Here is a 24,514-nt window from a genome sequence, read left to right as displayed (position 1 = left end):
CGTGAGTGTTTCGTCCACCATTCTTGGACGAAACACTCACGATCTGGCGGGGCAGCGGTGCGGGGCGGCGGTGCTGGTGGGGTGGTGGGGGGGAGCCGTCAGGTCTCGCGGATCGCGGCCACCAGGGCGTCCCCGTCGACGCCGTGCCAGCTCCCGGGGAGCTCACGGTGCTGCGCCCCGGGGACGGCCTGCTCCACCTCGCGCGCCCAGCCGCGCAGGCGGTCGTCGCTGCCGCTGCTCGCGAGGACCAGCGTGGGACAGGTGATCGCCGCCAGGTCGGCCGCACGGGTCCGGCCGGTCAGGGTGAGGTCGTAGGGGAGGGTGTGGGCGGTCGGCTCGCCCGGCCCTGTCGGGATCTGGGCGACGACCTCCTCCGGGATGCCGATGCGGCGGTTGAAGGTGCGGACCGCGTCACCGCGACGTCCCTCGCGCACGAGCGCGCGGATCTCGTCGCGCACGTCCGGGCCGTCGTCCGCCAGCACCGGCTCGAGGGCGACCACGCCGGTGACGCCGGCGACGTCACGCGCGGCCAGCAGGGCGAGGGTCGCACCGGAGGAGAAGCCGTAGAGGCGGGCGCTGCCCCCGTGCTCGGCGACCAGCGCGGCGAGGTCCTCCACCTCGCGGTCGGGCTCGTAGGCCTCGGCGTCGCCGCTCTCGCCCTTGCCGCGCCGGTCGTAGGTCACGACGGTCGCCTGCTCGGCGAGGGCGGGCGCGAGGTCGGCGAAGGCGGTGAGTCCCCGGTGCATCATGACCGGCTCGACGAGGACCAGGACCGGGCCGGAGCCCCGGAGGGTCCAGGCGATGGTCGTGCCGTCGGCCGAGGTGGTGGTGCCGTGCTGCGGGTCGTGCGACATGGGTTCTCCTGCGGGGAGGGACGGACCGGGGTGCGTGGGTGCGACGGGCGCCGAGGGGTCACGCCTGGGGGAGGAGCGTGACGAGCCGGCTCGGGGCTGTGCAGCGGTAGGAGTCCTCCAGGATCTCGGCGACCTCGTCCCAGTCGGTCGTCCCGGTCAGGTCGAGACCCGTCCAGCCCGAGGCCCCGAGGTAGCCCGGCACGTACGCCCCAGGGCTCTGCCGCAAGGCATCTCGATCCTCCGGCGCGGCCTGCACCACCACGGACTGCGGGTGCTGCACCCACTCGCCGTCCACCTTGAGCGAGCCGCCGTAGTAGGCGAAAACCTTGACCGTGAAGAACGCCGGTCGTCCGTGCGAGACCTTCTCGTCGATGTCGGGCAGCGCGCGGGCCAGGGCCCGGACGCGCGCGAGCAGGGGATCGTCCTCGTCGTACATCGCGTCGTGCATGGGTGCACCTCCGGCCCCCAGCATGCCGGAGGACCGCCCCAGGGGGAATGCCTCACGGGGAACGCCCCCAGAGACGCGGTCGGGCCGGGCGCCCCCAGAGATGCGGTGGGCCGGGCGCCCCTAGGAGGAGAGGGCGTCGCGCATGGGGACGAGCTTGGCGTCCGACTCGGCCAGCTCGGCCGCCGGGTCGGAGCCGGCGACGATCCCGCAGCCGGCGAAGAGGCGGATCTCGCGCGGGTCGTCGGCCGAGATGGCGCCGGACCGCAGCGCGATGCCCCACTCGCCGTCGCCGTCGGCCGAGAGCCAGCCCACGGGCCCGGCATACCGCCCGCGGTCCATGTGCTCCAGCTCGGAGATCAGGGTGTCCGCGACGTCGCGGGGCGTGCCGCAGACCGCCGCCGACGGGTGCAGCGCCTCGGCGAGAGCCAGCGAGGTGGAGTGGGACGACAGGACGCCGGCCACGTCGGTGGCGAGGTGCATGACGTTGGGCAGGTGCAGCACGAACGGCGACTCGGGCACGTTGATCGAGTCGCAGTGCGGGGCCAGGCGATCCGCGACGGAGCGGACGGCATACTCGTGCTCGACGAGGTCCTTGGAGGACCGGGCGAGGTGCGCGGCGAGGGACAGGTCGCGCTCGTCGTCGCCGGTCCGGCGGATCGTCCCGGCGAGGACGCGGGAGGTGATCAGGCCGCGCTCGAGCCGGACGAGCATCTCGGGGGTGGCCCCGACCAGCCCGTCGACCGAGAAGGCCCACGTGTTGGGGTAGCTCGTGCTCAGGCGCTGCAGCAGCGTGCGCGTGTCGAGGGGCGTCCGGGCGCGGGCCGTGAGGTCGCGCGCGAGGACGCACTTGTCCAGCTCTCCGGCCGTGATGCGCGAGACGGCGGTCGCCACCGCGCCCATCCACTGGGTCGGCGTGAGGGAGCCGTCGCCGAAGGACACGCCCGCGGAGGCCGCCGGGACGGTGCTGGGCTCGAGGACGACCGACGGGGTGGCCTCGCCGGCGGGCGTGCACGTCGTCAGCCACGCCTGGTCGCCGCGGCGGCCCACGACCACCGACGGGACTATCAGCGTGCCGCCGGCGCGCGAGGACGAGGAGTAGGCCATCGAGCCGAACGCGACGAGGCCCGAGCCGGGCAGCCGGACCTCGTCGTCGACGGACGACTCGGCCACGAGCGCGGTCCACCAGCGGGACGCCTCGGCGAAGCGCTCGGCCCCCGAGGTGTCGACGCGGCCGGCCGCGCCCCAGCCGACGATGCCGTCACCACGGCGCATCCACGAGAACACCTGGGTCGCAGGCAGGTCCGCCGGGACCAGCGCCAGGAGGTCGCCCGGGTCGGCGATGCGGCGCGTCACCATCCGCAGGGCGGGCACGATAGCGGAGCCGTCCGTGCCGGTGGCGGACGACGTGGTCGAGATCGTCACCGCCGCAGGTCCCCCGGGGAGCCGGAGCCGGCCTCTGCGCCCCGCACCTCGACCTCGTCGAAGCGCGTGACGGTGATGCGCATGTCGCACGCGAGCCAGTCGCCCGGCCGCACCGCGTCGCCGGACGGGACGCTGACCATCGACACCTGCATGTGCGGGACATCGGCATAGGTCAGCCGGCGACCGTCGAGCCGGAACGGTGACGGCGCCCCACCCAGCTGGGTGGCGACGACCCGGGCGGCCTTCCGCGCCGCCAGGCGCGGCGTCATACGGGGACGAGCCGTCTCGATGCCGACGCCGTGCGCGGTGCCGCCGCCCACGACGGCCAGCCAGCCGTCCTTGCGAGCGGTCCGCTGGGAGTAGCCGATCGAGCGGCCCTTGGCGACCGGGTGCACGTCGATGACCTGGCCGTATGCCGTGAGCGCGGCGGGGTCGCCGAGCCACAGGTCGGTGCCCGTGCGGACCAGCACGACGGTGTCGCCGGCGGTGCCGGAGAGCCGCCCGACCTCGTCCGCGGTCAGGTGGGAGGCATAGAGCCGCGGGACCGCCACGCCCAGCTCGCCGAGGCGGTCCAGGAGGGACGAGACGAACACGACGCGGTCGCCGAAGGGCGGGTTGTGCAGGGCCACGCCCTCGCAGCGCTCGTCGCGCAGCGCGTCGACGAGCGAGGGCAGCCGCGGCCACTCGATGCCGTGGCGACCCATCGGCGAGTCCACCTCCACGACGAACCGCCGCCCGGTGCCGAGGATCTCGCGCAGCGTGGTCTCGGAGGCCACGGTGTGGACGAGCCGCGGGTCGTCGGGGAGCGCCTCGCCCGGCAGGGTGGGAAAGAGGACGAGCACGTCGCCGTCGGTGGCGTCCAACGCCTGCTGCGCCTCGGCCGGGGTGCCGACCGCGACGACGGGGGCCTGGACGCGACGGCACTGGGCCAGCACGCGCTCGGCGCCGATGCCGTAGCCGTCGCCCTTGACCACGGGCACCACCCAGGGGTGCTCCGCGAGATAGGTGTCGACGTGCGTCTCCCAGCGGGGCCGGTCGATGACGAGCTTGAAGGTCATCCGCGCCGCCCGAGGTAGAGCTGGAAGGCCTTGTGCAGCAGCCGGTTGATCGGCAGGTCCCACTCGCCGACGCGCTCGTGGACGTCGCAGCCCACGGAGATCTTGAACCGGACGAGCCCGGCGTGCGGGTCGTCGTTGCCGATCTCGTCGGTGATGCCGCGCATGTCGTAGACGGAGCACCCCTCGGCGAGGGCGCGCTGGATCCCGAACCACTGGGTGCCGTTCATCGCCCGCGCCTCGCGGCGCGCGGTGGTCGAGGCGCCGTAGAGGTACCAGCAGCGGTCGGCGACCGTGATGTTGATCGTGGCCGCCAGCAGCCCGCCGTCGAGCTCGCCCAGCGCCAGCTCGAAGCGGGCCGGCGACCCCGGGGCGCCCATCAGCTCGGCCATGCGGTGGAAGTAGGACTCCGGGCGGGGCGTGAAGCCGTCGCGCTCGGCGGTCTCGACGTAGACGCGGTGGAACGCGGCCACGTCCTCGCGCAGCGTCTCGGGGGTGGCCAGGCGCACCTGGACGCCGGCCTTGGTGGCGGCCTTGATGTTGCGGCGCCACTGCTGGTTCATGCCCTTGAGCAGGGACTCCTCCGTCTGACCCGCGAGGGGGAGGCCGGCCGTGAGGCGCGGCTGCCCGGCGGCGAAGCCCGGCCCGTCGTCGGCCCGCGACCAGCCGTGCGCCTGCAGCCAGGAGACGATGGCGGAGCCGGACGCGTCCACGGAGTCGGCGGGGACGGCATACAGGCTCGTCTGCTCCTCGTCGGCCAGGGCGGCCTTGACCGTCCCCGGGTCCCAGGTGCGAGCCGTCGAGGGGCAGCCGACGCGCAGCGTGAACGCGCCGGAGCGCCGGGCGTGATCGACGAGCGGGCCGAACCAGCGCTGCGGGTCCTCGGCCACCTCGTCCCACGGCAGGACCGGCCCCTCGGGCAGGTAGGCCAGGGACCGGCGGACCTTGGGGAGGCGACGGTGCAGGACCAGGCCGACCCCCTGGACGTCGTCGTGCTCGTCGACCCAGGCGATCCGCTCGCCCTCCCACTCGGACTTCAGCGCGGCCCAGGACGACAGCTGCAGGAAGCTGCCGGAGCGGGCCTCCACGCCGGCGTCGAGGCCGTCGGCCCCCAGCGACACGATGCGCAGGGGCGGGCGGGCGGTGGTCGAAGGCTCGGTCATGGTCCTCGTCCGGGTAGGCGATCGGTCGGGCGCAGGCGAGCCTGACGCCGGTTCAGGCTACACCGGGCCCGGGGCGCCGCCGTGTGAAGATGTCCGTCATGAGCCGAGCCACGCTGTCCAAGCAGCCGCACGAGGTCGCCTCGATGTTCGACGAGACGGCGGGTCGCTACGACCTGATGAACGACGTCATGACCTTCGGTCAGATGCGCCTGTGGCGGCGGGCCGTGACCTCGGCGGTGGCCGCCGGCCCGGGGGAGACGATCCTGGACATCGCCGCCGGCACCGGCATGAGCAGCCTGCCGTTCGTCGAGGCCGGGGCACGCGTCGTGCCCGCGGACTTCTCGCTCGGCATGCTGCGGGTCGGCAAGGAGCGCCGGGCGGCGCTGCCGTTCACCGCCGCCGACGCGACCCGGCTCCCGTTCGCCGACGACAGCTTCGACGTCGTCACCATGTCCTACGGCCTGCGCAACGTCGTCGACACCGACGCCGCCCTCGCCGAGTTCCTGCGGGTCACCCGCCCGGGCGGCCGCCTGGTGGTCGGCGAGTCCAGCCAGCCCACCAACCGCGCCTTCCGCACCCTCTACACCACCTACCTCATGGGGGCGCTGCCCACCGTGGCCCGCACCCTGTCGAGCAACCCCGACTCCTACGTCTACCTCGCGGAGTCGATGCGGGCCTGGCCCGACCAGCGCACCCTGGCCACCCGCATCCAGCGGGCCGGCTGGTCCCAGGTGCAGTGGCGCAACCTGACCGGCGGGATCGCCGCGGTGCACCGGGCCGTCAAGCCCGTCTGACCCGACTCCTCGCCCAGCCCGCCGTCGCTGGGGCAGCATGGGTGGATGAGCGACGTCGCCGATGCCCTGCGTTCCTCCCTCGACGGCCCGTGGGCCGAGGTGCGCGAGCTCGCGCGCCGACAGATCGAGCCCGGACGGTTCGGACCACCCGAGACGGACCTGTCGACCGAGGACTACCGCGCCCGGGTCCTCGACCAGCTGCTCGACCTCGCCTCGCTGGGCTTCGCCGGGCTCGGGCTGTCGACCGACCAGGGCTCGGCCGACCAGGGAGCCTCGGTCACCGCCTTCGAGATGCTCGGGCACGGCGACCTGTCGCTCTTCGTCAAGGCAGGGGTCCAGTGGGGACTCTTCGGCGGGGCCGTGGCGGCGCTCGGCACCGAGCGGCACCACGAGCGCTACCTCGAGCCCATCGCCCAGGCGCGGCTGCTGGGCTGCTTCGCGATGACCGAGACCGGGCGCGGGTCCGACGTCCAGTCGCTGCGCACGACGATAACCCACGACCCGGCCACCGACGAGCTCGTCGTGCACACCCCCGACCCGAGCGCGCGCAAGGACTACATCGGCAACGCCGCCCGGGACGGACGGATGGCGGCCGTCTTCGGCCAGCTCGTCACCGCGGACGGCACGGGGCACGGGGTGCACTGCGTGCTCGTCCCGGTCCGGGACGACGCCGGCCGGGCCCTGCCCGGGGTGACCATCGGCGACTGCGGTGGCAAGGCCGGCCTGCCCGGCGTGGACAACGGCCGGTTCACCTTCGACCACGTGCGGGTGCCGCGCGACAACCTGCTGGACCGGTATGGCGCGATCGACGCGGAGGGCACCTACTCGTCGCCGATCGAGTCCGACGGCCGCCGCTTCTTCACCATGCTCAGCACCCTGGTGCGGGGCCGCATCACCGTGGGGGCCGCCGCCGGCTCCGCCACCCGCAACGCCCTCACCCTCGCGACGATCTACGGCCTGCACCGCCGCCAGTTCGCCGGCCCCGACGGGCAGGACGTCGTCCTCCTGGACTACCGGGTCCACCAGCGCAAGCTGCTCCCCGCCCTGGCCCGCAGCTATGCCCTGATGTACGCCCAGAACGACCTCACGAGGACGATGCACGAGGTGCTCCGGGCCGGTGACGACGCCGACGAGCGGGACCGGCGACGGCTGGAGACGCGCGCCGCGGCGCTCAAGGTGGCGTCGACGTCGCACGCCTCGACGACGATCCAGACCTGCCGCGAGGCGTGCGGTGGTGCGGGCTACCTCTCCTTCAACCGGCTGGGCAAGCTGCGCGCCGACACCGACGTGTTCACGACCTTCGAGGGCGACAACACCGTCCTGCTGCAGCTGGTCGGCAAGAGCCTGCTCACGTCCTACGCGTCCCAGTTCGAGGACCTCAACGCCGTCCAGACCGTCGCGACCGTCGCCCGCCAGGCCGGGGCGGCGCTGCTGGAGCGCACCATCAGCGGCTCGCTCGTGCAGCGGCTGCTGACCGGGGCGCCGGGCCGCGACGCCGACGACGCGCTGGGCGACCGCGGCGGCCAGCTCGCGCTCCTGACCGACCGCGAGGAGCACGTCCTGGAGACCCTGGCCGCCCGGCTGCGCCGGGCCGACCGGGACGACCCCCGTCAGGCCTGGCAGACCTTCGACGCGGCGGGGGAGCACGTCCTCGAGGCGGCCCGGGCCCACACCGACCGCATCCTGCTCGAGGCCTTCGCCGCGGCGATCGACGAGTGCCCGCCGGGGGAGGCGCACGACCTGCTCGACCTCGTGGCCGACCTGTTCGCCTGCTCGACCGTCGAGGCCCACCGGGCGTGGTACCTCGAGCACGGGCGCCTGTCGCCCGAGCAGGCCAAGCGGCTGACCGGGCGCGTGGACGACCTGCTGGCCCAGGTGCGTCCGCACGCGCAGACGCTCGTGGACGCGTTCGCCATCCCACGGGAGTGGCTCGCCAGCGACCTGCTCGACCCGCTCAGCAGCACCGAGGTCGAGGCCTCGGTGCAGGGTGCCGTCTCCGGCCAGGGCGGGATCACTACCGGGTGAGGACCACGACGGCGGGCACGACCACGCAGACCGCCAGCGCGGCCAGGGCGTGCACCACGGGGTGACGTCCCAGGGTCATCACGACCTCGTGCCGCACGACCCGCGCCCACGGCAGACCGACGGCGGGCGCGCCGGCCAGGAGCGCGGTGAGGCCGGCGCTGCGGGCCAGGTCGGCGACGCGAGGCACGTGGTAGCCGCTGGTCACCAGCACCCCCACCGCGGCCGGCCCGAGCAGGTCGGCGAGCAGCGCGCGCGTGAAGGCGACGTTCTCCTCGGTGGTGCGCGAACGGTCCTCCAGCACGATCGCGGCGTCGGGCACCCCACGGGACCGGGCGTGCTCGGCCATGGCGGCGGCCTCTGACCGGGGCTGGCCCGGTGCCTGCCCGCCGGACAGGACCAGCCGGACCTGCGGGTCCTCGGCGTGCAGGGCCGCCCACCGCTCGATGCCCGTGTCCATCCGGCGCGTCAGCAGGTCCGGCATCCGGCCGGCCTCGAGCCCGGACCCCAGGACGGCGACGTAGCGGGGGCGTTCGCGCAGCCGCAGGCGGGGGAGCAGCACGCCGACGGCGACGTAGGCCAGGGCGACCAGGACGATCCAGGCGGAGGTGGCCGCGAGGACGGCCGCGAGCAGGAGCAGGAGGGTCGCGAGCACGGCGGCGAGTCTAGGTCCGGGGGAGGGGAGGGCGTCATACGGCCGGTCCGGGTCCGTCACCGGAGATCACCCGCGATCGCGCCGGCGCGGGTCACGATCGGGCGACGATCTTGTGAAGGCGTGCACAAGTGAGGCTTGCCTAACGCGACATCGGTGCGGAGCCCTCCTAGACTCCCGAGGTGGTGCGCCTCCTGCCGGCCGTCGAGCGCGGCGGAGCACAGGAGTTGCCGACGACGGACGAGCGATGCGGAGTGGCTGTGACCTCTGGGACGATCCCACGACCTGACGGCGTGGAGAGCGCAGACGTCATCGTCGTCGGGGCCGGCCCCGGCGGCTCGGCCACCGCCACCCACCTCGCGCGGCACGGCCTGGACGTCGTCCTGCTCGACAAGGCAACCTTCCCCCGCGACAAGATCTGCGGCGACGGGCTCACCCCCCGAGCCGTCCGCGAGCTGGCGACGCTCGGCGTCCCCACCCGCGAGGAGGACGGCTGGATCCGCAACAAGGGCCTCCGCATCGTCGGCGCGGGGCAGACCTTCGAGCTGGACTGGCCGGAGAGCTCGGCCTTCCCGGGCTACGGCCTGGCCCGGGCCCGCGCCACCCTCGACGAGACCCTGGCCCGCCACGCCTCCGCGACCGGCGCCCGGCTGATGGAGGGCATGAACGTCACCGCTCCCGTCGTCGAGCGCGGCCGGGTCGTCGGTGTCCAGGCCAAGGTCATGCAGGACGGACGCGCCACCGGTGAGGTCCGCGAGCTGCGAGCCCCCGTCGTGATCGCCTCCGACGGTGTCTCGAGCCGGCTCGGCACCGCCGTCGGCCGGCAGAAGCTCGAGCGCCGCCCCATGGGCGTCGCGGCGCGCACCTACTACACGAGCCCGCGCACCAACGACGACTACATGGAGTCCTGGCTCGAGCTGTGGGTGCCCGAGGACCCGTATGCCGACCCGGCCGACCCCGACGCCAAGCGCATCCTGCTGCCCGGCTACGGCTGGATCTTCGCCCTCGGCGACGGACGGGTCAACGTGGGCCTGGGCATGCTCGACACCTCGCCCGCCTTCGGTCAGGTGGACTACAAGGACCTGCTGCGCCGCTGGGTGGCCACGCTGCCGCCCGAGTGGGAGTGCACCCCCGACACGATGACGGCGCCCATGCGGGGCGCGGCCCTGCCGATGGCCCTCAACCGTCAGCCGCTGTACGCCGACGGCCTGCTGCTCGTCGGCGACGCCGGAGGCATGGTCAACCCCTTCAACGGCGAGGGCATCGACTACGCCATGGAGGCCGGCCGGCACAGCGCCGAGGTGGTGGTGCAGGCCTTCGCCCGCAGCGACGACGCCGGGCGCGAGCGCGTGCTGCAGGCCTACCCGCGGATCATGAAGGACCAGCTCGGTGGCTACTACACGCTCGGGCGCGGCTTCGCCTCCCTGATCGGCCACCCCGAGATCATGCGGCTGGCGGTCAAGTACGGCCTGCCGCGGCGGACCCTGATGAGGCTCCTGCTCAAGGTGATGGCCAACCTCGCCGACGAGCACAGTCCCGCGCTGACCGACCGCGCCATCATGGCCCTCACCCGTCTGGTGCCCTCGTCATGACCGCCCGTGAGCGAGTGGGCGGGGCTGACCCTAGGATGAAGTCGCAGACCAACCGAAAGGGGTGCGTGGCGGGATGAGCATCAACCCGTATGTGCCGATCCTCTTCCTCTTCGCCCTCGGCATCGCCTTCGCCGTGGTGTCGGTGCTCGTCTTCGGCTTCATCGGCCCGAAGCGCTACAACCGGGCGAAGCTCGACTCCTACGAGTGCGGCATCGAGCCCAGCCCGGTCGCCCAGGGTGGGGGCCGCGTCCCGGTCAAGTACTACGTGACCGCGATGCTCTTCATCATCTTCGACGTCGAGTCGCTGTTCCTGCTGCCGTTCGCGGTGGCCTTCGACCGTCTGGGGCTCTTCGCCCTGGTCGAGATGGTGCTCTTCGTGCTGACCGTCTTCATCGCGTACGCCTACGTCTGGCGACGTGGCGGATTGGAGTGGGACTGACCCATGGGTGTGGAAGACAAGATCCCGTCGGGCATCGCCCTGACGACGCTCGAGGCCGTGGCCGGGCAGATGCTGCACCGGTCCATGTGGCCGGCGACCTTCGGCCTGGCCTGCTGCGCCATCGAGATGATGGCCTCGGGCGGCCCCGACTTCGACATCGCCCGCTACGGCATGGAGCGGTTCTCCGCGACGCCGCGGCAGGCCGACCTGATGATCGTCGCCGGCCGGTGCTCGCAGAAGTTCGCCCCCGTCGTGCGCCAGGTGTGGGACCAGATGCCCGAGCCCAAGTGGTGCATCGCCATGGGCGTCTGTGCCAGCTCCGGCGGCATGTTCAACAACTACGCGATCGTGCAGGGCGTGGACCACATCGTGCCGGTCGACGTCTACCTCCCCGGCTGCCCGCCGCGGCCGCAGATGCTGTTCAACGCCATCCTTACGCTGCACGACTACGTCAAGGCCTCGCCCCAGGGCGTCAACCGCGAGGAGGCGGCCCGGGCCGCGGAGCGGGCCGCCATGGAGGCGACCCCGCTCCACCTGCAGAAGGGTCTGCTGGCATGACCGACGACAAGCTCCCTGCCGAGGCGCAGGGCGAGGCCGCGCGCCGTCTGCCCGTCGACGGCGGGTCCCTGCGGCCCGTGGAGATGGGTCGCCGCCACGGCATGTTCGGCGGCTCGCGCGGCGGTGACACCTCCGGGTATGGCGGCCTGGTCTCCCCGGTGCTCTTCCCCGGGCAGTCCGACCGCCCCTACGGCTCGTACTTCGACCACGTCGCCGACACCCTCGAGAAGGCCCTGCTCGGCGGCTCCGCGTCGTTCGCCGAGGCCATCGACGCCGTGGTGATCGACCGCGGCGAGATGACCCTGCACGTGCGCCGCCAGCACCTGGCCGCCGTCGCGCAGGCGCTGCGCGACCACCCCGGCCTGCGCTTCGAGATGTGCACCGGCGTGTCCGGGGTCCACTACCCGCAGGTCGAGGGCGCCGAGCTGCACGCGGTCTACCACCTGCTCTCGCTCACCCACGGCTCGCGTCGCGTGCGCCTCGAGGTCAGCTGCCCCGACGCGGACCCCCACATCCCGTCCGTGACGAAGGTGTGGCCGGGAGCCAACTGGCACGAGCGCGAGACCTGGGACTTCTTCGGGATCGTCTTCGACGACCACCCGGCGCTGACCCGCATCATGATGCCGGACGACTGGCCCGGCCACCCCCAGCGCAAGGACTACCCCCTCGGCGGTGTCCCGGTGGAGTACAAGGGTGCCACCGTCCCGCCCCCCGACCAGCGGAGGTCGTACAACTGATGAGCACCGCACACAGCGAGTTCACGGCCACCGGCGGCGCCGGGCAGGACGAGGAGGGCTACGAGCTGACCTCGGTCGGCGGCGACTGGGACGACCTCGCCCAGGAGGCGATCGAGCACTCCGACGAGCGCATCGTCGTCAACATGGGCCCCCAGCACCCGTCCACGCACGGGGTGCTCCGCCTCATCCTCGAGCTGGACGCCGAGACGGTCACCGACGCCCGCGTCGGCATCGGCTACCTGCACACCGGCATCGAGAAGAACATGGAGTACCGCTCCTGGACCCAGGGCGTGACCTTCTGCACGCGCATGGACTACCTCACGCCGCTGTTCCAGGAGGCGGCCTACTGCCTCGCGATCGAGAAGCTCCTCGGCATCACCGACCAGGTCCCCGAGCGGGCCAACGTCATCCGGGTGCTGATGATGGAGCTCAACCGGATCGGCTCGCACCTGGTGTGCACCGGCACCGGCGGCATGGAGCTGGGCGCCACCACCGTGATGGAGTTCGGCTTCCGCGAGCGCGAGCGCATCCTGCGGTTCTTCGAGGCGGTCACCGGGCTGCGCATGAACCACGCCTACATCCGTCCCGGCGGCGTCATCCAGGACGTCCCCGCCGAGGCGATCCGTGACCTGCGCGCGGAGCTGCCCGACCTGCGCCGCGGCATCCACGAGCTGGAGCTGCTGATCAACGAGCAGCCCATCCTCAAGGGCCGCATGGAGAACGTCGGCTACCTCGACCTGACCGGCTGCATGGCCCTCGGCGTCACCGGCCCGATGCTCCGCGCGACCGGCTACCCCTACGACCTGCGCAAGGCCGAGCCCTACTGCGGCTACGAGACCTACGACTTCGAGGTGGCGACCTGGGACACGTCGGACGCCTACGGACGTCTGCGCCTGCGGTTCACCGAGATGTGGGAGTCGCTCAAGATCGTCGAGCAGTGCCTCGACCGCCTCGAGGCGACGCCCGGCCCGATCATGGTCGACGACAAGAAGATCGCGTGGCCGGCCCAGCTGGCCATCGGTGGCGACGGCATGGGCAACTCGCTCGAGCACATCCGCGAGATCATGGGCGAGTCCATGGAGTCCCTCATCCACCACTTCAAGCTGGTGACCGAGGGCTTCCGCGTGCCCGCGGGCCAGGCCTACCAGGCGGTCGAGTCGCCCAAGGGCGAGCTCGGCTGCCACCTCGTCTCCATGGGCGGCACCCGCCCGCACCGTGCGCACTTCCGCGACCCGGGATTCAACAACCTGCAGACCGTGGCTGCCATGTGCGAGGGCGCCCAGGTGGCCGAGGTCATCGTCGCCGTCGCCTCCGTCGACCCGGTGCTCGGAGGAGTGGACCGCTGATGTCAGCTTTCGATGCCCCCAACTACGGCACCCAGCCCAACCACCTCGAGCAGCCCTGGGAGCCCGAGGTCGCGGAGCGCCTACGCACCGACGCGGCCGCCGTGGTCGCGCGCTACCCGCAGAAGCGCTCCGCGCTCCTGCCGCTGCTGCACCTGGTGCAGAGCGTCGACGGCTACGTCTCCACCCGCGGCATCGAGCTCGCGGCCGAGTTCGCCGGGGTGACGGCGGCCGAGGCGTCCGGCGTGGCCACCTTCTACACGCAGTACAAGCGGCACCGCAACGGCGACTACCTCGTCGGCGTGTGCACGAACTCCCTGTGCGCCGTCATGGGCGGCGACCAGATCTGGGACGACATCAGCGACTACCTCGGCGTGGGTCACGACGAGACGACGGCCGACGGCACGATCACGCTCGAGCGCCTCGAGTGCAACGCCGCGTGCGACTTCGCCCCTGTAGTGATGACCAACTGGGAGTTCTTCGACAACATGACGCCGCGGTCGACGCGCGAGCTCGTCGACGCGCTGCGTTCCGGTCAGGCCGTCCGCCCCACCCGCGGACCGGACCGCGTGCACACCTTCAAGGAGGTGTCGCGCGTGCTCGCCGGCTTCCTCGACGGGCACGCGGACGAGGGCCCCAGCGGTGGCGTCGCGACGATGCGTGGCCTGCGCATCGCCCGTGAGCACGGCTGGGACATGCCCTCGTCCGCCCGCGCGGGCGAGGAGGCCACCGGGCCCGTCCCCGGCGCCGACGGTGCCGGCAGCAGCGAGAGCGGCAAGGTCGACGCCCAGCCCGGACCGGGCGAGAAGCAGAGCTCCGCCGAGGCCGAGGCCGCCGCGGGCAAGAGCTCCGAGGCCAAGCATCCCGCGACGTCGCCCGTCGACGACCAGGCGTCCGCCGGCAACACCTCCGACCCCAAGGGGGACACCAAGTGACCACCACCGAGCTGACCCCCGTCCTCACCCGCACCTGGGACCAGGAGCGCTCGTGGACGCTGGCGACCTACGAGGCCAAGGCCGAGGGCTACCAGGCCCTGCGCAAGGCCCTGTCGATGGAGCCCGACGCCGTGCTGGGCGCGGTCAAGGACTCCAACATCCGCGGCCGCGGAGGCGCCGGGTTCCCCACGGGGCTCAAGTGGAGCTTCATGGCACCCCCGGACGGCGGACCCCGCTACATCGTGGTCAACGCGGACGAGTCGGAGCCGGGCACCTGCAAGGACATCCCGCTCATGATGGCGGCGCCCCACCACCTCATCGAGGGCCTCGCGATCGCCACCCACGCCGTGCAGGGCGAGCTGGGCTTCATCTACCTCCGTGGTGAGGTCGTCCACGTCTACCGCCGCCTGCTGCGCGCGGTGGAGGAGGCCCGCGCCGCGGGCTACCTCGGCGACAACGCCATGGGCACCGGCAAGCGGATCGACATCGTCGTCCACGCCGGCGCCGGCGCCTACATCTGCGGCGAGGAGACCGCCCTGCTCGACTCGCTCGAGGGTCGTCGCGGGCAGCCGCGCCTGAAGCCCCCCTTCCCCGGGGCTCAGGGGCTGTACGCCCGCCCGACCTCGGTCAACAACGTCGAGTCCATCGCCTCCGTGCCGGGCATCCTGCTGCACGGCCCCGAGTGGTTCAAGGGCATGGGCACCGAGAAGTCCGCCGGCCACGGCATCTTCTCCGTCTCCGGCCACGTCACCAGCCCGGGCCAGTTCGAGGCCCCCTTCGGCATCACCATGCGCGAGCTGATCGAGCTGTGCGGCGGCATGCGCGACGGGCGTCGCCTGAAGTTCTGGACCCCCGGCGGCTCCTCGACGCCGATCTTCACCGAGGAGCACCTCGACGTCCCGCTCGACTTCGACTCCGTCGCCGCCGCCGGCTCGATGCTCGGCACCCGCGCGCTGCAGGTGTTCGACGAGACCGTGTCCGTCGTGCGGGTCGTCTCCCGCTGGACCGACTTCTACCGCCACGAGTCCTGCGGCAAGTGCACCCCCTGCCGCGAGGGCACCTGGTGGCTCAAGCAGATCATGGAGCGCCTCGAGGTCGGCCAGGGCCACGAGGGCGACATCGAGAAGCTCCTCGACATCTGCGACAACGTCCTGGGCCGCTCCTTCTGCGCGCTCGGCGACGCCGCCACCACGCCGATCTCCTCGGCCATCAAGCACTTCCGCGAGGAGTTCGAGGCCGGCATGCACACGCCGTGGTACGACCTCTTCCCGCCGGAGGCCTCCACTCTCTTCGCGAAGGAGACGGTGTCCCGATGACCGCCCCCACCACCAGCGCCGCCGACCTGGTCACGCTGACCATCGACGGTGTGGAGGTCCGCGCGCCCAAGGGCACGCTGATCATCCGGGCCGCCGAGCAGATCGGCATCCAGATCCCGCGCTTCTGCGACCACCCCCTGCTGGAGCCCGCCGGTGCCTGCCGGCAGTGCCTCGTCGAGGTGGCGACGCCGGGGCGTGACGGCAAGATCGCCCCGATGCCCAAGCCCCAGGCGGCCTGCACCATGACGATCGCGCCGGGCATGGAGGTCAAGACCCAGCTGACCTCGCCCGTGGCCGAGAAGGCCCAGGACGGCGTGATGGAGCTGCTGCTCATCAACCACCCCCTGGACTGCCCGGTGTGCGACAAGGGTGGCGAGTGCCCGCTGCAGAACCAGGCGATGAGCAACGGGCGCGCCACCTCGCGCTTCGAGGACGTCAAGCGGACCTATGCCAAGCCCGTCAACATCTCCTCGCAGGTGCTCCTGGACCGTGAGCGGTGCGTCCTGTGCCAGCGGTGCACGCGCTTCTCGGAGCAGATCGCCGGAGACCCCTTCATCTCGCTGACCGAGCGCGGCGCGGCCTCGCAGATCGGCATCTACCAGGAGAAGCCCTTCCAGTCCTACTTCTCCGGCAACACCGTCCAGATCTGCCCGGTGGGCGCCCTCACGGGAGCGGCCTACCGGTTCCGGTCCCGACCGTTCGACCTCGTCTCCACGCCGGGCACCTGCGAGCACTGCGCGTCCGGCTGCTCCATCCGCACCGACCACCGCCGCGGCGTGGTCCTGCGCCGCCTCGCCTCCAACAACCCGGAGGTCAACGAGGAGTGGAACTGCGACAAGGGTCGCTGGGCCTTCCAGTACGCCACGCAGGCCGACCGCCTCGACATGCCGCTCGTGCGGCGCGAGGACGGGGAGCTGCACGTCGCCTCCTGGCCCGAGGCGCTCGCCGTCGCCGCGGCCGGGCTCGAGCGGGCCCGCAGCTCGGGCGTCCTGGTCGGCGGCCGGACCTCGATCCATGACGCCTACGCCTACAGCAAGTTCGCGCGGACGGTCCTCGGCACCAACTCGATCGACTTCCGGGCCCGTCCCCACTCCGTGGAGGAGGCCGAGTTCCTGGCGTCCCACGTGGCGCTCACGGCGCCCGACCACGGCGCGGTGACCTACGCGGACCTCGAGCAGGCCAAGGTCGTCCTCCTGGTGGGTCTGGAGCCCGAGGACGAGTCGCCCATCGTGTTCCTGCGCCTGCGCAAGGCCTTCCGCAAGAACCGCCTCAAGATCTACACCGTGGCGCCGTACGCCTCCCGGGGCACGACCAAGCTCGGGGGCACCGTCCTGCAGGCGGCGCCCGGCCTCGAGGGCGAGGTCCTCTCCGCGGTGCGTGACGCCCAGGGCGTCTTCGCCGACGCGGGCACCGCGCTGCGCGAGGCCGGCTCCGACGCCGTGATCCTCGTGGGCGAGCGGCTCGCGGCCACCTCGGGCGGCTACTACGCCGCGATGGACGTCGCCCGCGCCACCGGCGCTCGTCTTGCCTGGATCCCGCGCCGTGCCGGGGAGCGGGGGGCGCTCGAGACCGGCTGCCTGCCCGGCCTCCTGCCCGGCGGCCGTCCCGTCACCGCCGAGGGCCTCGCCTCCCTGGCGCAGACCTGGGACGACGCGACGCTGCCCACCGAGCCCGGCCTCGACACGTCGTCGATGCTGCGCGCAGCCGCCGACGGCGAGCTGGACGCCCTGGTGGTGGGCGGTGTCGACGCGGACGACCTGCCGGACCCGAGGACGGCCCGCGAGGGCCTCGAGCGCGCCTTCGTGGTGTCGCTGGAGCTGCGTGAGTCCTCGGTGACGCGGCTCGCCGACGTCGTGCTGCCCGTCGCCGCCTTCTCCGAGAAGTCCGGCGCGTTCCTCGACTGGGAGGGCCGCGTGGGTCCGTTCCAGGCGGCGATCGAGACCGAGCTGATGAGCGACTACCGCGTCCTCGACCTCCTGGCCGGGGAGCTGGGCTCCTACCTCGGGGCCCGCACCTTCGCCCAGGTCGAGCGCGAGATGCACCGCCTCGGCCCCTGGACGGGCGCGCGGACGGGCGTCAACCCGGTGGCCCCCGTGGCTCCGGGCCGCACCGGCTCGGGCCGCGCGGTCCTCGCGACCTGGCACGAGCTGCTCGACGGCGGCTCGCTGCAGGACGGCGAGCCCTACCTCGCCGGCACGGCCGTCGAGCCCGTGGCCCGCATGTCCGTCGCCACCGCCGAGGCCGCAGGCCTGGCCGAGGGCGAGGTCGTCACCGTGCAGTCCGAGTCCGGGACCGTGACCTACCCCGTCCGGATCACCGAGGACATGGCCGACCACGTCGTGTGGATCCCCACCAGCTCCGCGGGCCAGTCGGTCCGCTCCCGCCTCGTCGCCGACAACGGCGACGTCGTCACGCTGACGAAGGGTGTTGCGCAGTGAGCACATTCCCGACCCTCGCGGCCACCGCGCTCGCGGGCACCAACCGGCTCGCGACCGAGCTCGCCCCCGGCGGGACCTACCGCGCGGACTTCAGCGACACCCCCTGGTGGCTGACGCTGATCAAGGCGCTGCTCGTCTTCGTCTACCTGATGCTCAGCGTCGTCGTCGTGATCTGGTTCGAGCGCCGCATCGTCGGCTTCCTGCAGCAGCGGCCCGGCCCCAACCGGTTCGGTCCCGGCGGCATCTTCCAGACCCTTGCCGACGCCTTCAAGCTGGTGTGGAAGGAGACGTTCACCCCGGCCAACGCCGACACCTTCATGTACAACCTGGCGCCGATCATCGCGGGGTCCACGGCCTTCATCGGGTTCTCGATCATCCCGATGGCGGGCGAGGTCAACCTCTTCGGCCACCGCACCCCGCTCCAGCTGACTGACGGCCCCGTCGCGGTCCTGCTCGTGCTGGCCGCCGGATCCATCGCCGCCTACGGCTTCATCCTCGCCGGCTGGTCCAGCGGGTCGACCTACCCCCTGCTCGGTGGCCTGCGCTCGACCGCCCAGGTGATCTCCTACGAGATCGCGATGGGTCTCTCCCTCGTCGCGGTGTTCCTGTATGCCGGATCCATGTCCACCTCGGAGATCGTCGCCAAGCAGGCGAGCCTGTGGTTCCTGATCCCGGCGATCTTCTCGTTCATCGTCTACGTCATCTGCATGTTCGGCGAGACCAACCGCCTGCCGTTCGACCTCGCCGAGGGTGAGGGCGAGATCGTCGGTGGCTACCACACCGAGTACTCAGGCATGAAGTTCGGGATGTTCTTCCTCGGCGAGTACGTCAACATGTTCACGGTCTCGGCCCTGGCCACCACGCTCTTCCTGGGCGGCTGGCAGGCACCGCCGCCGCTGACGCTGATCAACGACGGCATGCTCAACCACGGCTGGTGGGGGCTGTTGTGGTTCACCCTCAAGCTGTGGGGCTTCATGTTCTTCTTCGTGTGGGTGCGCGGCACCCTGCCCCGCACGCGCTACGACCACTTCATGGCCTTCGGCTGGAAGCTCCTGATCCCGCTCACCCTGGTGTGGGTCATGGCTGTCGCCTTCGTGCGCGCCGCCATGCTCGGTCACCTCGGCGACACCGCGATCACCGCCTTCGGTCGGTCGTTCTACGTCTCCCTGCTGATCATCATCGGGGTCTTCCTCCTGGGAGCGGTCGTGGCGACCTGGCTGATCGAGAGCCGCAACGAGTCCCGTCGCGAGGCCGCGCGCCCCGAGCAGCCCGCCGAGATCGACCCCTTCGCCGGTGGCCACCCCGTGCCGCCGATGCCCGGCCAGACGCTGCGCGAGCCCACGCTCGCCAGCCACCGCACGGTGACCGCCGCTCCGGCCACCGGCCGCAGCTCCGCGAACGACCACGAGGAGGACCACCGTGGCTGACTCCAAGCCCGAGCCCGGCAGCTCGCTCGACCCCGCGTCCCGCACGGGCGGCGAGGTCAGCCGTGAGCACCGCGCCGCGCAGGACGAGCGCCCCAGGGCCAACCCCCTGATCGAGGCATTGGGCCCGCAGGCCGGCTTCGGCGTGAGCCTGCGGACCTTCTTCCGCAAGCGCTACACCGAGGAGTACCCCGAGGTGAAGCGCCCCACCGCGGCGCGCTTCCACGGCCGTCACCAGCTCAACCGCCACCCTGACGGCCTCGAGAAGTGCGTCGGGTGCGAGCTGTGCGCGTGGGCCTGCCCGGCGGACGCAATCCTCGTCGAGGGCGCTGACAACACCGAGGAGGCGCGGTTCTCGCCCGGCGAGCGCTACGGCCGCGTCTACCAGATCAACTACCTGCGCTGCATCTTCTGCGGCCTGTGCATCGAGGCCTGCCCGACCCGCGCGCTCACGATGACCAACTTCTACGAGCTGGCCGACCACACCCGCGGCGAGATGATCTTCGAGAAGCACCAGCTGCTCGCCCCCGTGCAGGAGGGCATGATCGCCGCCCCGCACCCGATGGTGGAGGGCATGGAGGAGCGCGACTACTTCCGGGGTCGGGTCACCAAGGCCACCCCCGCGCAGCAGTCCTGGGTGGACGAGCACGAGGCCCACCCGGCCGACGGCACGGCGCCCACCGGCGACCCCGTCGAGGGCGTCGACACGATCAGCTCCGGCCGGCAGGCCACCCGAGACTCGGTGAAGGGAGTCCGGCGATGACCTCCAGCGGCGAGGCCGTCTTCTTCTGGATCTCGTCGATCGTCTGCGTGCTCGCGGCGCTCGGCCTGGTCTTCGCCCGCAAGGCGGTCTACGCCGCCATGAGCATGGCCGTGATCATGGTCAACCTCGGCGCCATCTACCTCGCCCAGGGGGCTGACTTCCTCGGCATCGTCCAGGTCGTCGTCTACACCGGCGCCGTGATGATGCTCTTCCTGTTCGTCCTGATGATGATCGGCGTCGACTCGGCCGACTCGACCGTGGAGACCCACAAGGGGATCCGCGTCTGGGGCGTGCTGCTGGGCCTCGGCCTCGGCGCGCTGCTGATCGCCGTCATCGGCCAGTCCCGGCTGCCCGCCCCCGTCGGCCTGGACGAGGCCAACGCCGGCGGCAACGTCAACGGCCTCGCGGACCTGATCTTCGGGCCGTACGTCTGGACCTTCGAGCTCACGTCCGCCCTCCTGATCACCGCGGCCCTGGCGGCCATGGTGCTCGCCCACCGCGAGCGCCTCATCCCCAAGACGACGCAGCGGGTCTACGCGGAGCGGCGGTTCAAGACCGGTCGGTTCCCCGCCGGCAAGCCGGCGCCCGGTGTCTACGCCCGGCACAACGCCGTCGACACCCCCGCCCTCCTGCCGGACGGCACCCCGTCCGAGCTGTCCGTCTCCGCCGTGCTGGAGGCCCGGGACCAGGTGGCGCAGCCCGGCCAGTTCGAGGACATCGAGCACGCCATCGAGCGCGAGATCGAGGAGGGGCGCACCCGATGAGCCTCATGAACTACATCTACCTGGCGACGATCCTGTTCAGCCTCGGCGCGGTGACCGTGCTGGTGCGACGCAACGCGATCATCGTCTTCATGGGCGTCGAGCTCATGCTCAACGCAGCCAACCTCGCCTTCGTGACGTTCGCGCGCATGCACGGCACGCTCGAGGGCCAGGCCATCGCTCTGTTCGTGATGGTGGTGGCGGCGGCCGAGGTCGTGGTCGGCCTGGCCATCATCATGTCCATCTTCCGCGCGCGCCGGTCGGCCTCGGTCGACGACGCCAACCTGCTGAAGCTGTAAAGGAGCGACTGGCGTGACTCTGCTCAGTACCTCGGCCCTCCTCGCCGCGGAGGGCGCTGCCCCCGTGGTGGAGGCGACCGACGTCGCGTCCTGGGGGTGGTTGCTCATCGCCCTCCCGCTCCTCGGCGCTGCGCTCCTCCTCGTCGGCGGACGGATGACCGACAGGTTCGGCCCCGGCCTGGCCACCCTGCTGTCCTGGGGATCCTTCGCCGTCGGCCTGATGATCTTCCTGCAGATGCTCGGGGCCGACCCCGAGCAGCGGTCCATGACCAAGGACCTGTGGCACTGGGTGCCGGCGGGCGGCTTCGACCTGAAGGCCGGGATCCTGCTCGACCCGCTCTCGATCGCGTTCGTCCTGCTCGTGACCTTCGTCGGATCGCTCATCCACGTCTATTCGCTCGGCTACATGGAGCACGACCCCGACAAGCGCCGGTTCTTCGCCTACCTCAACCTGTTCGTCGCGGCGATGCTCACCCTCGTGCTCGGCAACTCCTACCTGATGCTCTTCGTCGGGTGGGAGGGCGTCGGCCTGGCGTCCTACCTGCTCATCGGCTTCTGGAACTGGAACCCGCCGTACGCCTCGGCCGCCAACAAGGCCTTCATCGCCAACCGGGTCGGCGACGTGGGCATGATCGTCGCGATGATGGCGATGTTCGCCGCCTTCGGGACGGTGTCCTTCGCCGGCGTCGACGCGGGCGTCCAGCACGCCAGCCCCGCCCTGCTGACCTTCATCGGCCTGGCCCTGCTGCTGGCGGCCTGCGGCAAGTCGGCACAGTTCCCGCTGCAGTCCTGGCTCGGTGACGCCATGGCCGGTCCCACCCCGGTGTCCGCCCTGATCCACGCGGCGACGATGGTCACCGCCGGCGTCTACCTGGTGGTCCGGTCGCACGCGATCTTCAACGCGGCGCCGAACGCCCAGCTCGCCGTCACGATCGTCGGAGCCATCACGCTGACGCTCGGCGCGATCATCGGCTGCGCCAAGGACGACATCAAGAAGGCCCTGGCCGCATCGACGATGTCCCAGATCGGCTACATGATGCTCGCCGCGGGCCTGGGCCCGGTGGGCTACGCCTTCGCGATCTTCCACCTGCTGACGCACGGCTTCTTCAAGGCCGGGATGTTCCTCGGGGCCGGCTCGGTCATGCACGGCATGGGGGACCGGGTCGACATGCGCACCTTCGGCAACCTGTCCGGCAAGATGCCGACCACCTGGCTCACCTTCGGTGCCGGCTGGCTGGCCATCATCGGCTTCCCGTTCCTGTCGGGCTTCTGGTCCAAGGACAAGATCATCGAGGCCGCGTTCATCGGCGAGGGCTGGCGACCCTGGGTCTTCGGCTCGGTCACCATGCTCGTCGCGGGGCTGACCGCGTTCTACATGTCCCGCCTGTTCTTCATGACCTTCCAGGGCCGCCGCCGCTGGCTGGCGCAGGACCACCCGCACGAGTCCCCGGCCACCATGACGGTGCCGATGATCATCCTCGCCATCGGCTCGGTCGCGCTCGGCTTCGTCCTCAACTTCTTCGGCTTCACCCACTGGCTCGAGCCGGTCGTCGGCGGGCACGGCGAGGAGCACCCGGTCCTCCCGGTCCTCGCGATCACCCTCCTGACCCAGCTGCTCATGGTGATCGGCGTGGCCGTCGCCTGGATGAAGTACTGGCGCGACGAGGTGCCCGTCGTGGCACCCCGCGGCTCGGTCCTCACCCGCGCTGCGCGTCGCGACTTCTACCAGGACGACGTCAACGACGGCCTGTTCGTCCGGCCCGGCAACGGCCTCATCAGCGGCCTGCGCTCGGCGGACAAGAACGGCGTCGACGGCGGGGTGCTGGGGCTCGGCGAGGTCGTCGAGGCCACGTCCAACGGCGTCCGCAAGCTGCAGAACGGCTTCGTTCGCTCCTACGCCCTGACGATGCTGGCCGGCGTCGTCGCGATCCTCCTTGCTCTGTGGGTGGTGCAGTGATGTCCAACGTCCCCTGGTTGACCGCGATGCTGGTGATTCCCCTCGTGGGATCGCTGGTCGTGGCCTGCCTCCCGTCCTCTCTCGCGAGCAAGGCCAAGCAGGTCGCGCTGGGCTTCTCGCTCGTGACCCTGGTGGTCGGGATCGTCGCGGCGCTGCGCTTCGACACCGACTCGAGCGCGCTGCAGCTCACCGAGCAGCACCAGTGGATCCCGTCCTTCGGCGTGTCCTACGCCGTGGGGGTCGACGGCATCTCGCTGAGCCTGATCCTCATGTCCCTCGTCCTCGCCCCGGTGTGCATCCTGGCCGCCTGGCACGACGCGCCCGAGGGCGGCAGCAGGGAGAAGACCTACTTCGCGCTGCTGCTGTCGCTGGTGCCGTTCATGGTGGGCGTCTTCGCCGCGACCGACGTCTTCCTGTTCTACGTGTTCTTCGAGGCCATGCTGGTCCCGGTCTACTTCCTCGTGGCCGGCTACGGCGGAGCCCGCCGCCGCCAGGCCGCGCTGAAGTTCCTGCTGTTCTCGCTGGCCGGCGGCCTGGTCATGCTCGTGGCCCTGATCGCGCTGTACGTCCACGGCCCCGGTGGCGCCGACGGCTTCATGATCACCCGCCTGGTCGGGCTCGAGATGAGCCCGATGGCCGAGCGCCTGATGTTCGTGGGCTTCTTCATCGCCTTCGCGATCAAGGCCCCGATGTGGCCGCTGCACACCTGGCTGCCCGACACGGCCGAGGAGGCCACCCCGGCCACCTCCACGCTGCTCGTCGGTGTCCTGGACAAGATCGGCACCTTCGGGATGCTGCGCTTCTGCCTCCCCTTCTTCCCGGACGCGTCCCGCTGGGCCGCCCCGGCGATCCTGGTGCTGGCCCTGATCTCGATCTTCTACGGCGCCTTCCTCGCGATCGGCAGCAAGGACATGCTGCGGCTGATCTCCTACACCTCGATCAGCCACTTCGGCTTCATCGTGCTGGGGATCTTCGCCTTCACGATCACCGGCGGCAACGGCTCGGCGCTCTACATGGTCAACCACGGCTTCACCACCGCGGCGCTCTTCCTGATCGTGGGCATGCTGATCCGCCGTGGTGGCAGCGCCAAGATCCCGGCCTACGGCGGCTGGCAGCGGGTCACCCCGGCCCTGGCCGGGTGCTTCCTGGTCGCGGGTCTCTCCGGTCTGGCCCTGCCGCCCCTCGGAGCCTTCGTGTCCGAGTACCTCGTCCTCGTCGGGACCTACCAGCGGCACCACGTGATCGGCGGCATCGCCGCGGTCGCGGTCATCCTCGCGGCGCTCTACATCCTGCTGATGTACCAGCGCGTGTTCACCGGCCCCCGGCCCGAGGGTGTCGACCGGGTCCGTGACCTGACCGGCCGCGAGAAGGTCGTCATCGTGCCGCTGATCGCGAGCTTCCTCGTGCTCGGCCTGTGGCCGAAGCCCGCGCTGGACGTCGTCAACCCGGCCATCACCAAGACCCTGCAGACGGTCGGCATCGCCGACCCCGCGCCGTCGACCGGCGCGCAGGCCACCTCCGAGGGGAGTGCCAAGTGAGTGC

General features: G+C 71.7%; 22 protein-coding genes. 16 read left to right on the top strand and 6 right to left on the bottom strand.

The window, feature by feature from the left end; translation table 11 throughout:
- Positions 1–98: 98 nt before the first annotated feature.
- From B4K29_RS04405 to B4K29_RS04385, 5 genes are all read right to left on the bottom strand, one after another.
- Complete coding sequence (locus tag B4K29_RS04405) at positions 99–854, bottom strand: alpha/beta fold hydrolase (RefSeq protein ID WP_286966473.1); 756 nt, start codon at positions 852–854, stop codon at positions 99–101.
- 58 nt (positions 855–912) lie between these two features.
- Complete coding sequence (locus tag B4K29_RS04400) at positions 913–1,302, bottom strand: MmcQ/YjbR family DNA-binding protein (protein ID WP_240483963.1); 390 nt, start codon at positions 1,300–1,302, stop codon at positions 913–915.
- Between the two features lie 120 nt (positions 1,303–1,422).
- Complete coding sequence (locus B4K29_RS04395; protein WP_286966478.1) at positions 1,423–2,658, bottom strand: isochorismate synthase; 1,236 nt, start codon at positions 2,656–2,658, stop codon at positions 1,423–1,425.
- 62 nt (positions 2,659–2,720) lie between these two features.
- Complete coding sequence (locus tag B4K29_RS04390) at positions 2,721–3,782, bottom strand: alanine racemase (RefSeq protein WP_286966472.1); 1,062 nt, start codon at positions 3,780–3,782, stop codon at positions 2,721–2,723.
- A complete protein-coding gene (locus B4K29_RS04385) occupies positions 3,779–4,942 on the bottom strand; it encodes a lipid II:glycine glycyltransferase FemX (RefSeq protein WP_286961247.1) in 1,164 nt (387 codons plus the stop codon). The genes B4K29_RS04390 and B4K29_RS04385 overlap by 4 nt, the downstream gene beginning before the upstream one ends.
- A gap of 98 nt (positions 4,943–5,040) precedes the next feature.
- On the opposite strand from B4K29_RS04385, the gene B4K29_RS04380 reads away from it, so the two are divergent.
- Together B4K29_RS04380 and B4K29_RS04375 are read left to right on the top strand one after the other, a co-directional pair.
- Complete coding sequence (locus B4K29_RS04380) at positions 5,041–5,736, top strand: demethylmenaquinone methyltransferase (RefSeq protein WP_037214694.1); 696 nt, start codon at positions 5,041–5,043, stop codon at positions 5,734–5,736.
- 45 nt (positions 5,737–5,781) lie between these two features.
- Positions 5,782–7,761 carry an acyl-CoA dehydrogenase gene (locus B4K29_RS04375; protein WP_286961475.1) on the top strand — a complete coding sequence of 660 codons (1,980 nt, stop codon included), beginning with the start codon at positions 5,782–5,784 and terminating at the stop codon, positions 7,759–7,761.
- Here B4K29_RS04375 and B4K29_RS04370 read toward each other — a convergent pair.
- On the bottom strand, positions 7,751–8,473 hold the full coding sequence (locus B4K29_RS04370) for a YdcF family protein (RefSeq protein ID WP_286961474.1): 723 nt from the start codon (positions 8,471–8,473) through the stop codon (positions 7,751–7,753). The genes B4K29_RS04375 and B4K29_RS04370 overlap by 11 nt on opposite strands.
- Before the next feature lie 230 nt (positions 8,474–8,703).
- Here B4K29_RS04370 and B4K29_RS04365 point away from each other — a divergent pair, with 230 nt between their 5' ends.
- From B4K29_RS04365 to B4K29_RS04300, 14 genes are all read left to right on the top strand, one after another.
- Positions 8,704–10,002 carry a geranylgeranyl reductase family protein gene (locus B4K29_RS04365; protein ID WP_240483962.1) on the top strand — a complete coding sequence of 433 codons (1,299 nt, stop codon included), beginning with the start codon at positions 8,704–8,706 and terminating at the stop codon, positions 10,000–10,002.
- Positions 10,003–10,081: 79 nt separating this feature from the next.
- Positions 10,082–10,441: an NADH-quinone oxidoreductase subunit A gene (locus B4K29_RS04360; RefSeq protein WP_029211290.1), complete on the top strand. Its 360-nt coding sequence runs from the start codon at positions 10,082–10,084 to the stop codon at positions 10,439–10,441.
- Between the two features lie 3 nt (positions 10,442–10,444).
- Entirely contained in the window at positions 10,445–10,999 is a 555-nt protein-coding gene (locus B4K29_RS04355; RefSeq protein ID WP_029211289.1) for an NADH-quinone oxidoreductase subunit B, read from the top strand.
- A complete protein-coding gene (locus B4K29_RS04350; RefSeq protein ID WP_019286417.1) occupies positions 10,996–11,736 on the top strand; it encodes an NADH-quinone oxidoreductase subunit C in 741 nt (246 codons plus the stop codon). The genes B4K29_RS04355 and B4K29_RS04350 overlap by 4 nt, the downstream gene beginning before the upstream one ends.
- Entirely contained in the window at positions 11,736–13,082 is a 1,347-nt protein-coding gene (locus tag B4K29_RS04345) for an NADH-quinone oxidoreductase subunit D (protein ID WP_019286416.1), read from the top strand. Before B4K29_RS04350 ends, B4K29_RS04345 begins: the two co-directional genes overlap by 1 nt.
- On the top strand, positions 13,082–14,014 hold the full coding sequence (gene nuoE / locus B4K29_RS04340) for an NADH-quinone oxidoreductase subunit NuoE (RefSeq protein WP_239263095.1): 933 nt from the start codon (positions 13,082–13,084) through the stop codon (positions 14,012–14,014). Before B4K29_RS04345 ends, nuoE begins: the two co-directional genes overlap by 1 nt.
- On the top strand, positions 14,011–15,330 hold the full coding sequence (gene nuoF / locus B4K29_RS04335; protein WP_029211287.1) for an NADH-quinone oxidoreductase subunit NuoF: 1,320 nt from the start codon (positions 14,011–14,013) through the stop codon (positions 15,328–15,330). The genes nuoE and nuoF overlap by 4 nt, the downstream gene beginning before the upstream one ends.
- Entirely contained in the window at positions 15,327–17,768 is a 2,442-nt protein-coding gene (locus tag B4K29_RS04330) for an NADH-quinone oxidoreductase subunit G (RefSeq protein ID WP_286966471.1), read from the top strand. The genes nuoF and B4K29_RS04330 overlap by 4 nt, the downstream gene beginning before the upstream one ends.
- Positions 17,765–19,195, top strand: a complete 1,431-nt coding sequence (nuoH, locus tag B4K29_RS04325) for an NADH-quinone oxidoreductase subunit NuoH (protein ID WP_286966470.1) — start codon at positions 17,765–17,767, stop codon at positions 19,193–19,195. The genes B4K29_RS04330 and nuoH overlap by 4 nt, the downstream gene beginning before the upstream one ends.
- Positions 19,188–19,955, top strand: a complete 768-nt coding sequence (gene nuoI / locus B4K29_RS04320; RefSeq protein WP_019286411.1) for an NADH-quinone oxidoreductase subunit NuoI — start codon at positions 19,188–19,190, stop codon at positions 19,953–19,955. Before nuoH ends, nuoI begins: the two co-directional genes overlap by 8 nt.
- Complete coding sequence (locus tag B4K29_RS04315; RefSeq protein ID WP_019286410.1) at positions 19,952–20,719, top strand: NADH-quinone oxidoreductase subunit J; 768 nt, start codon at positions 19,952–19,954, stop codon at positions 20,717–20,719. Before nuoI ends, B4K29_RS04315 begins: the two co-directional genes overlap by 4 nt.
- The gene (gene nuoK, locus B4K29_RS04310) at positions 20,716–21,015 is read left to right on the top strand and encodes an NADH-quinone oxidoreductase subunit NuoK (RefSeq protein WP_019286409.1); all 300 of its coding nucleotides are present in this window, start codon (positions 20,716–20,718) and stop codon (positions 21,013–21,015) included. Before B4K29_RS04315 ends, nuoK begins: the two co-directional genes overlap by 4 nt.
- A gap of 13 nt (positions 21,016–21,028) precedes the next feature.
- On the top strand, positions 21,029–22,972 hold the full coding sequence (nuoL, locus tag B4K29_RS04305; RefSeq protein ID WP_029211284.1) for an NADH-quinone oxidoreductase subunit L: 1,944 nt from the start codon (positions 21,029–21,031) through the stop codon (positions 22,970–22,972).
- Positions 22,972–24,510 (top strand): NADH-quinone oxidoreductase subunit M, encoded by a 1,539-nt coding sequence (locus tag B4K29_RS04300; protein ID WP_019286407.1) that lies wholly within the window; start codon positions 22,972–22,974, stop codon positions 24,508–24,510. The genes nuoL and B4K29_RS04300 overlap by 1 nt, the downstream gene beginning before the upstream one ends.
- The last annotated feature ends 4 nt before the right edge of the window (positions 24,511–24,514 follow it).

It is taken from the genome of Arsenicicoccus sp. UBA6765 (assembly GCF_002453335.1).
Taxonomy (GTDB): Bacteria; Actinomycetota; Actinomycetes; order Actinomycetales; family Dermatophilaceae; genus Arsenicicoccus; species Arsenicicoccus bolidensis.
Note: the sequence above shows the minus strand (reverse complement) of the source record. Positions and strands in the feature narration are given on the sequence as shown.

Excerpts from the sequence above, each read along its gene's own strand:
- B4K29_RS04390 (WP_286966472.1), bottom strand. The coding sequence starts at position 3,782 with ATGACCTTCAAGCTCGTCATCGACCGGCCCCGCTGGGAGACGCACGTC.
- nuoK (WP_019286409.1), top strand. The coding sequence starts at position 20,716 with ATGAGCCTCATGAACTACATCTACCTGGCGACGATCCTGTTCAGCCTC.
- B4K29_RS04350 (WP_019286417.1), top strand. The coding sequence starts at position 10,996 with ATGACCGACGACAAGCTCCCTGCCGAGGCGCAGGGCGAGGCCGCGCGC.
- B4K29_RS04405 (WP_286966473.1), bottom strand. The coding sequence starts at position 854 with ATGTCGCACGACCCGCAGCACGGCACCACCACCTCGGCCGACGGCACG.
- B4K29_RS04345 (WP_019286416.1), top strand. The coding sequence starts at position 11,736 with ATGAGCACCGCACACAGCGAGTTCACGGCCACCGGCGGCGCCGGGCAG.
- B4K29_RS04315 (WP_019286410.1), top strand. The coding sequence starts at position 19,952 with ATGACCTCCAGCGGCGAGGCCGTCTTCTTCTGGATCTCGTCGATCGTC.
- B4K29_RS04300 (WP_019286407.1), top strand. The coding sequence starts at position 22,972 with ATGTCCAACGTCCCCTGGTTGACCGCGATGCTGGTGATTCCCCTCGTG.
- B4K29_RS04355 (WP_029211289.1), top strand. The coding sequence starts at position 10,445 with ATGGGTGTGGAAGACAAGATCCCGTCGGGCATCGCCCTGACGACGCTC.
- B4K29_RS04385 (WP_286961247.1), bottom strand. The coding sequence starts at position 4,942 with ATGACCGAGCCTTCGACCACCGCCCGCCCGCCCCTGCGCATCGTGTCG.
- B4K29_RS04400 (WP_240483963.1), bottom strand. The coding sequence starts at position 1,302 with ATGCACGACGCGATGTACGACGAGGACGATCCCCTGCTCGCGCGCGTC.
- B4K29_RS04380 (WP_037214694.1), top strand. The coding sequence starts at position 5,041 with ATGAGCCGAGCCACGCTGTCCAAGCAGCCGCACGAGGTCGCCTCGATG.
- B4K29_RS04330 (WP_286966471.1), top strand. The coding sequence starts at position 15,327 with ATGACCGCCCCCACCACCAGCGCCGCCGACCTGGTCACGCTGACCATC.
- B4K29_RS04375 (WP_286961475.1), top strand. The coding sequence starts at position 5,782 with ATGAGCGACGTCGCCGATGCCCTGCGTTCCTCCCTCGACGGCCCGTGG.
- B4K29_RS04395 (WP_286966478.1), bottom strand. The coding sequence starts at position 2,658 with ATGGTGACGCGCCGCATCGCCGACCCGGGCGACCTCCTGGCGCTGGTC.
- nuoE (WP_239263095.1), top strand. The coding sequence starts at position 13,082 with ATGTCAGCTTTCGATGCCCCCAACTACGGCACCCAGCCCAACCACCTC.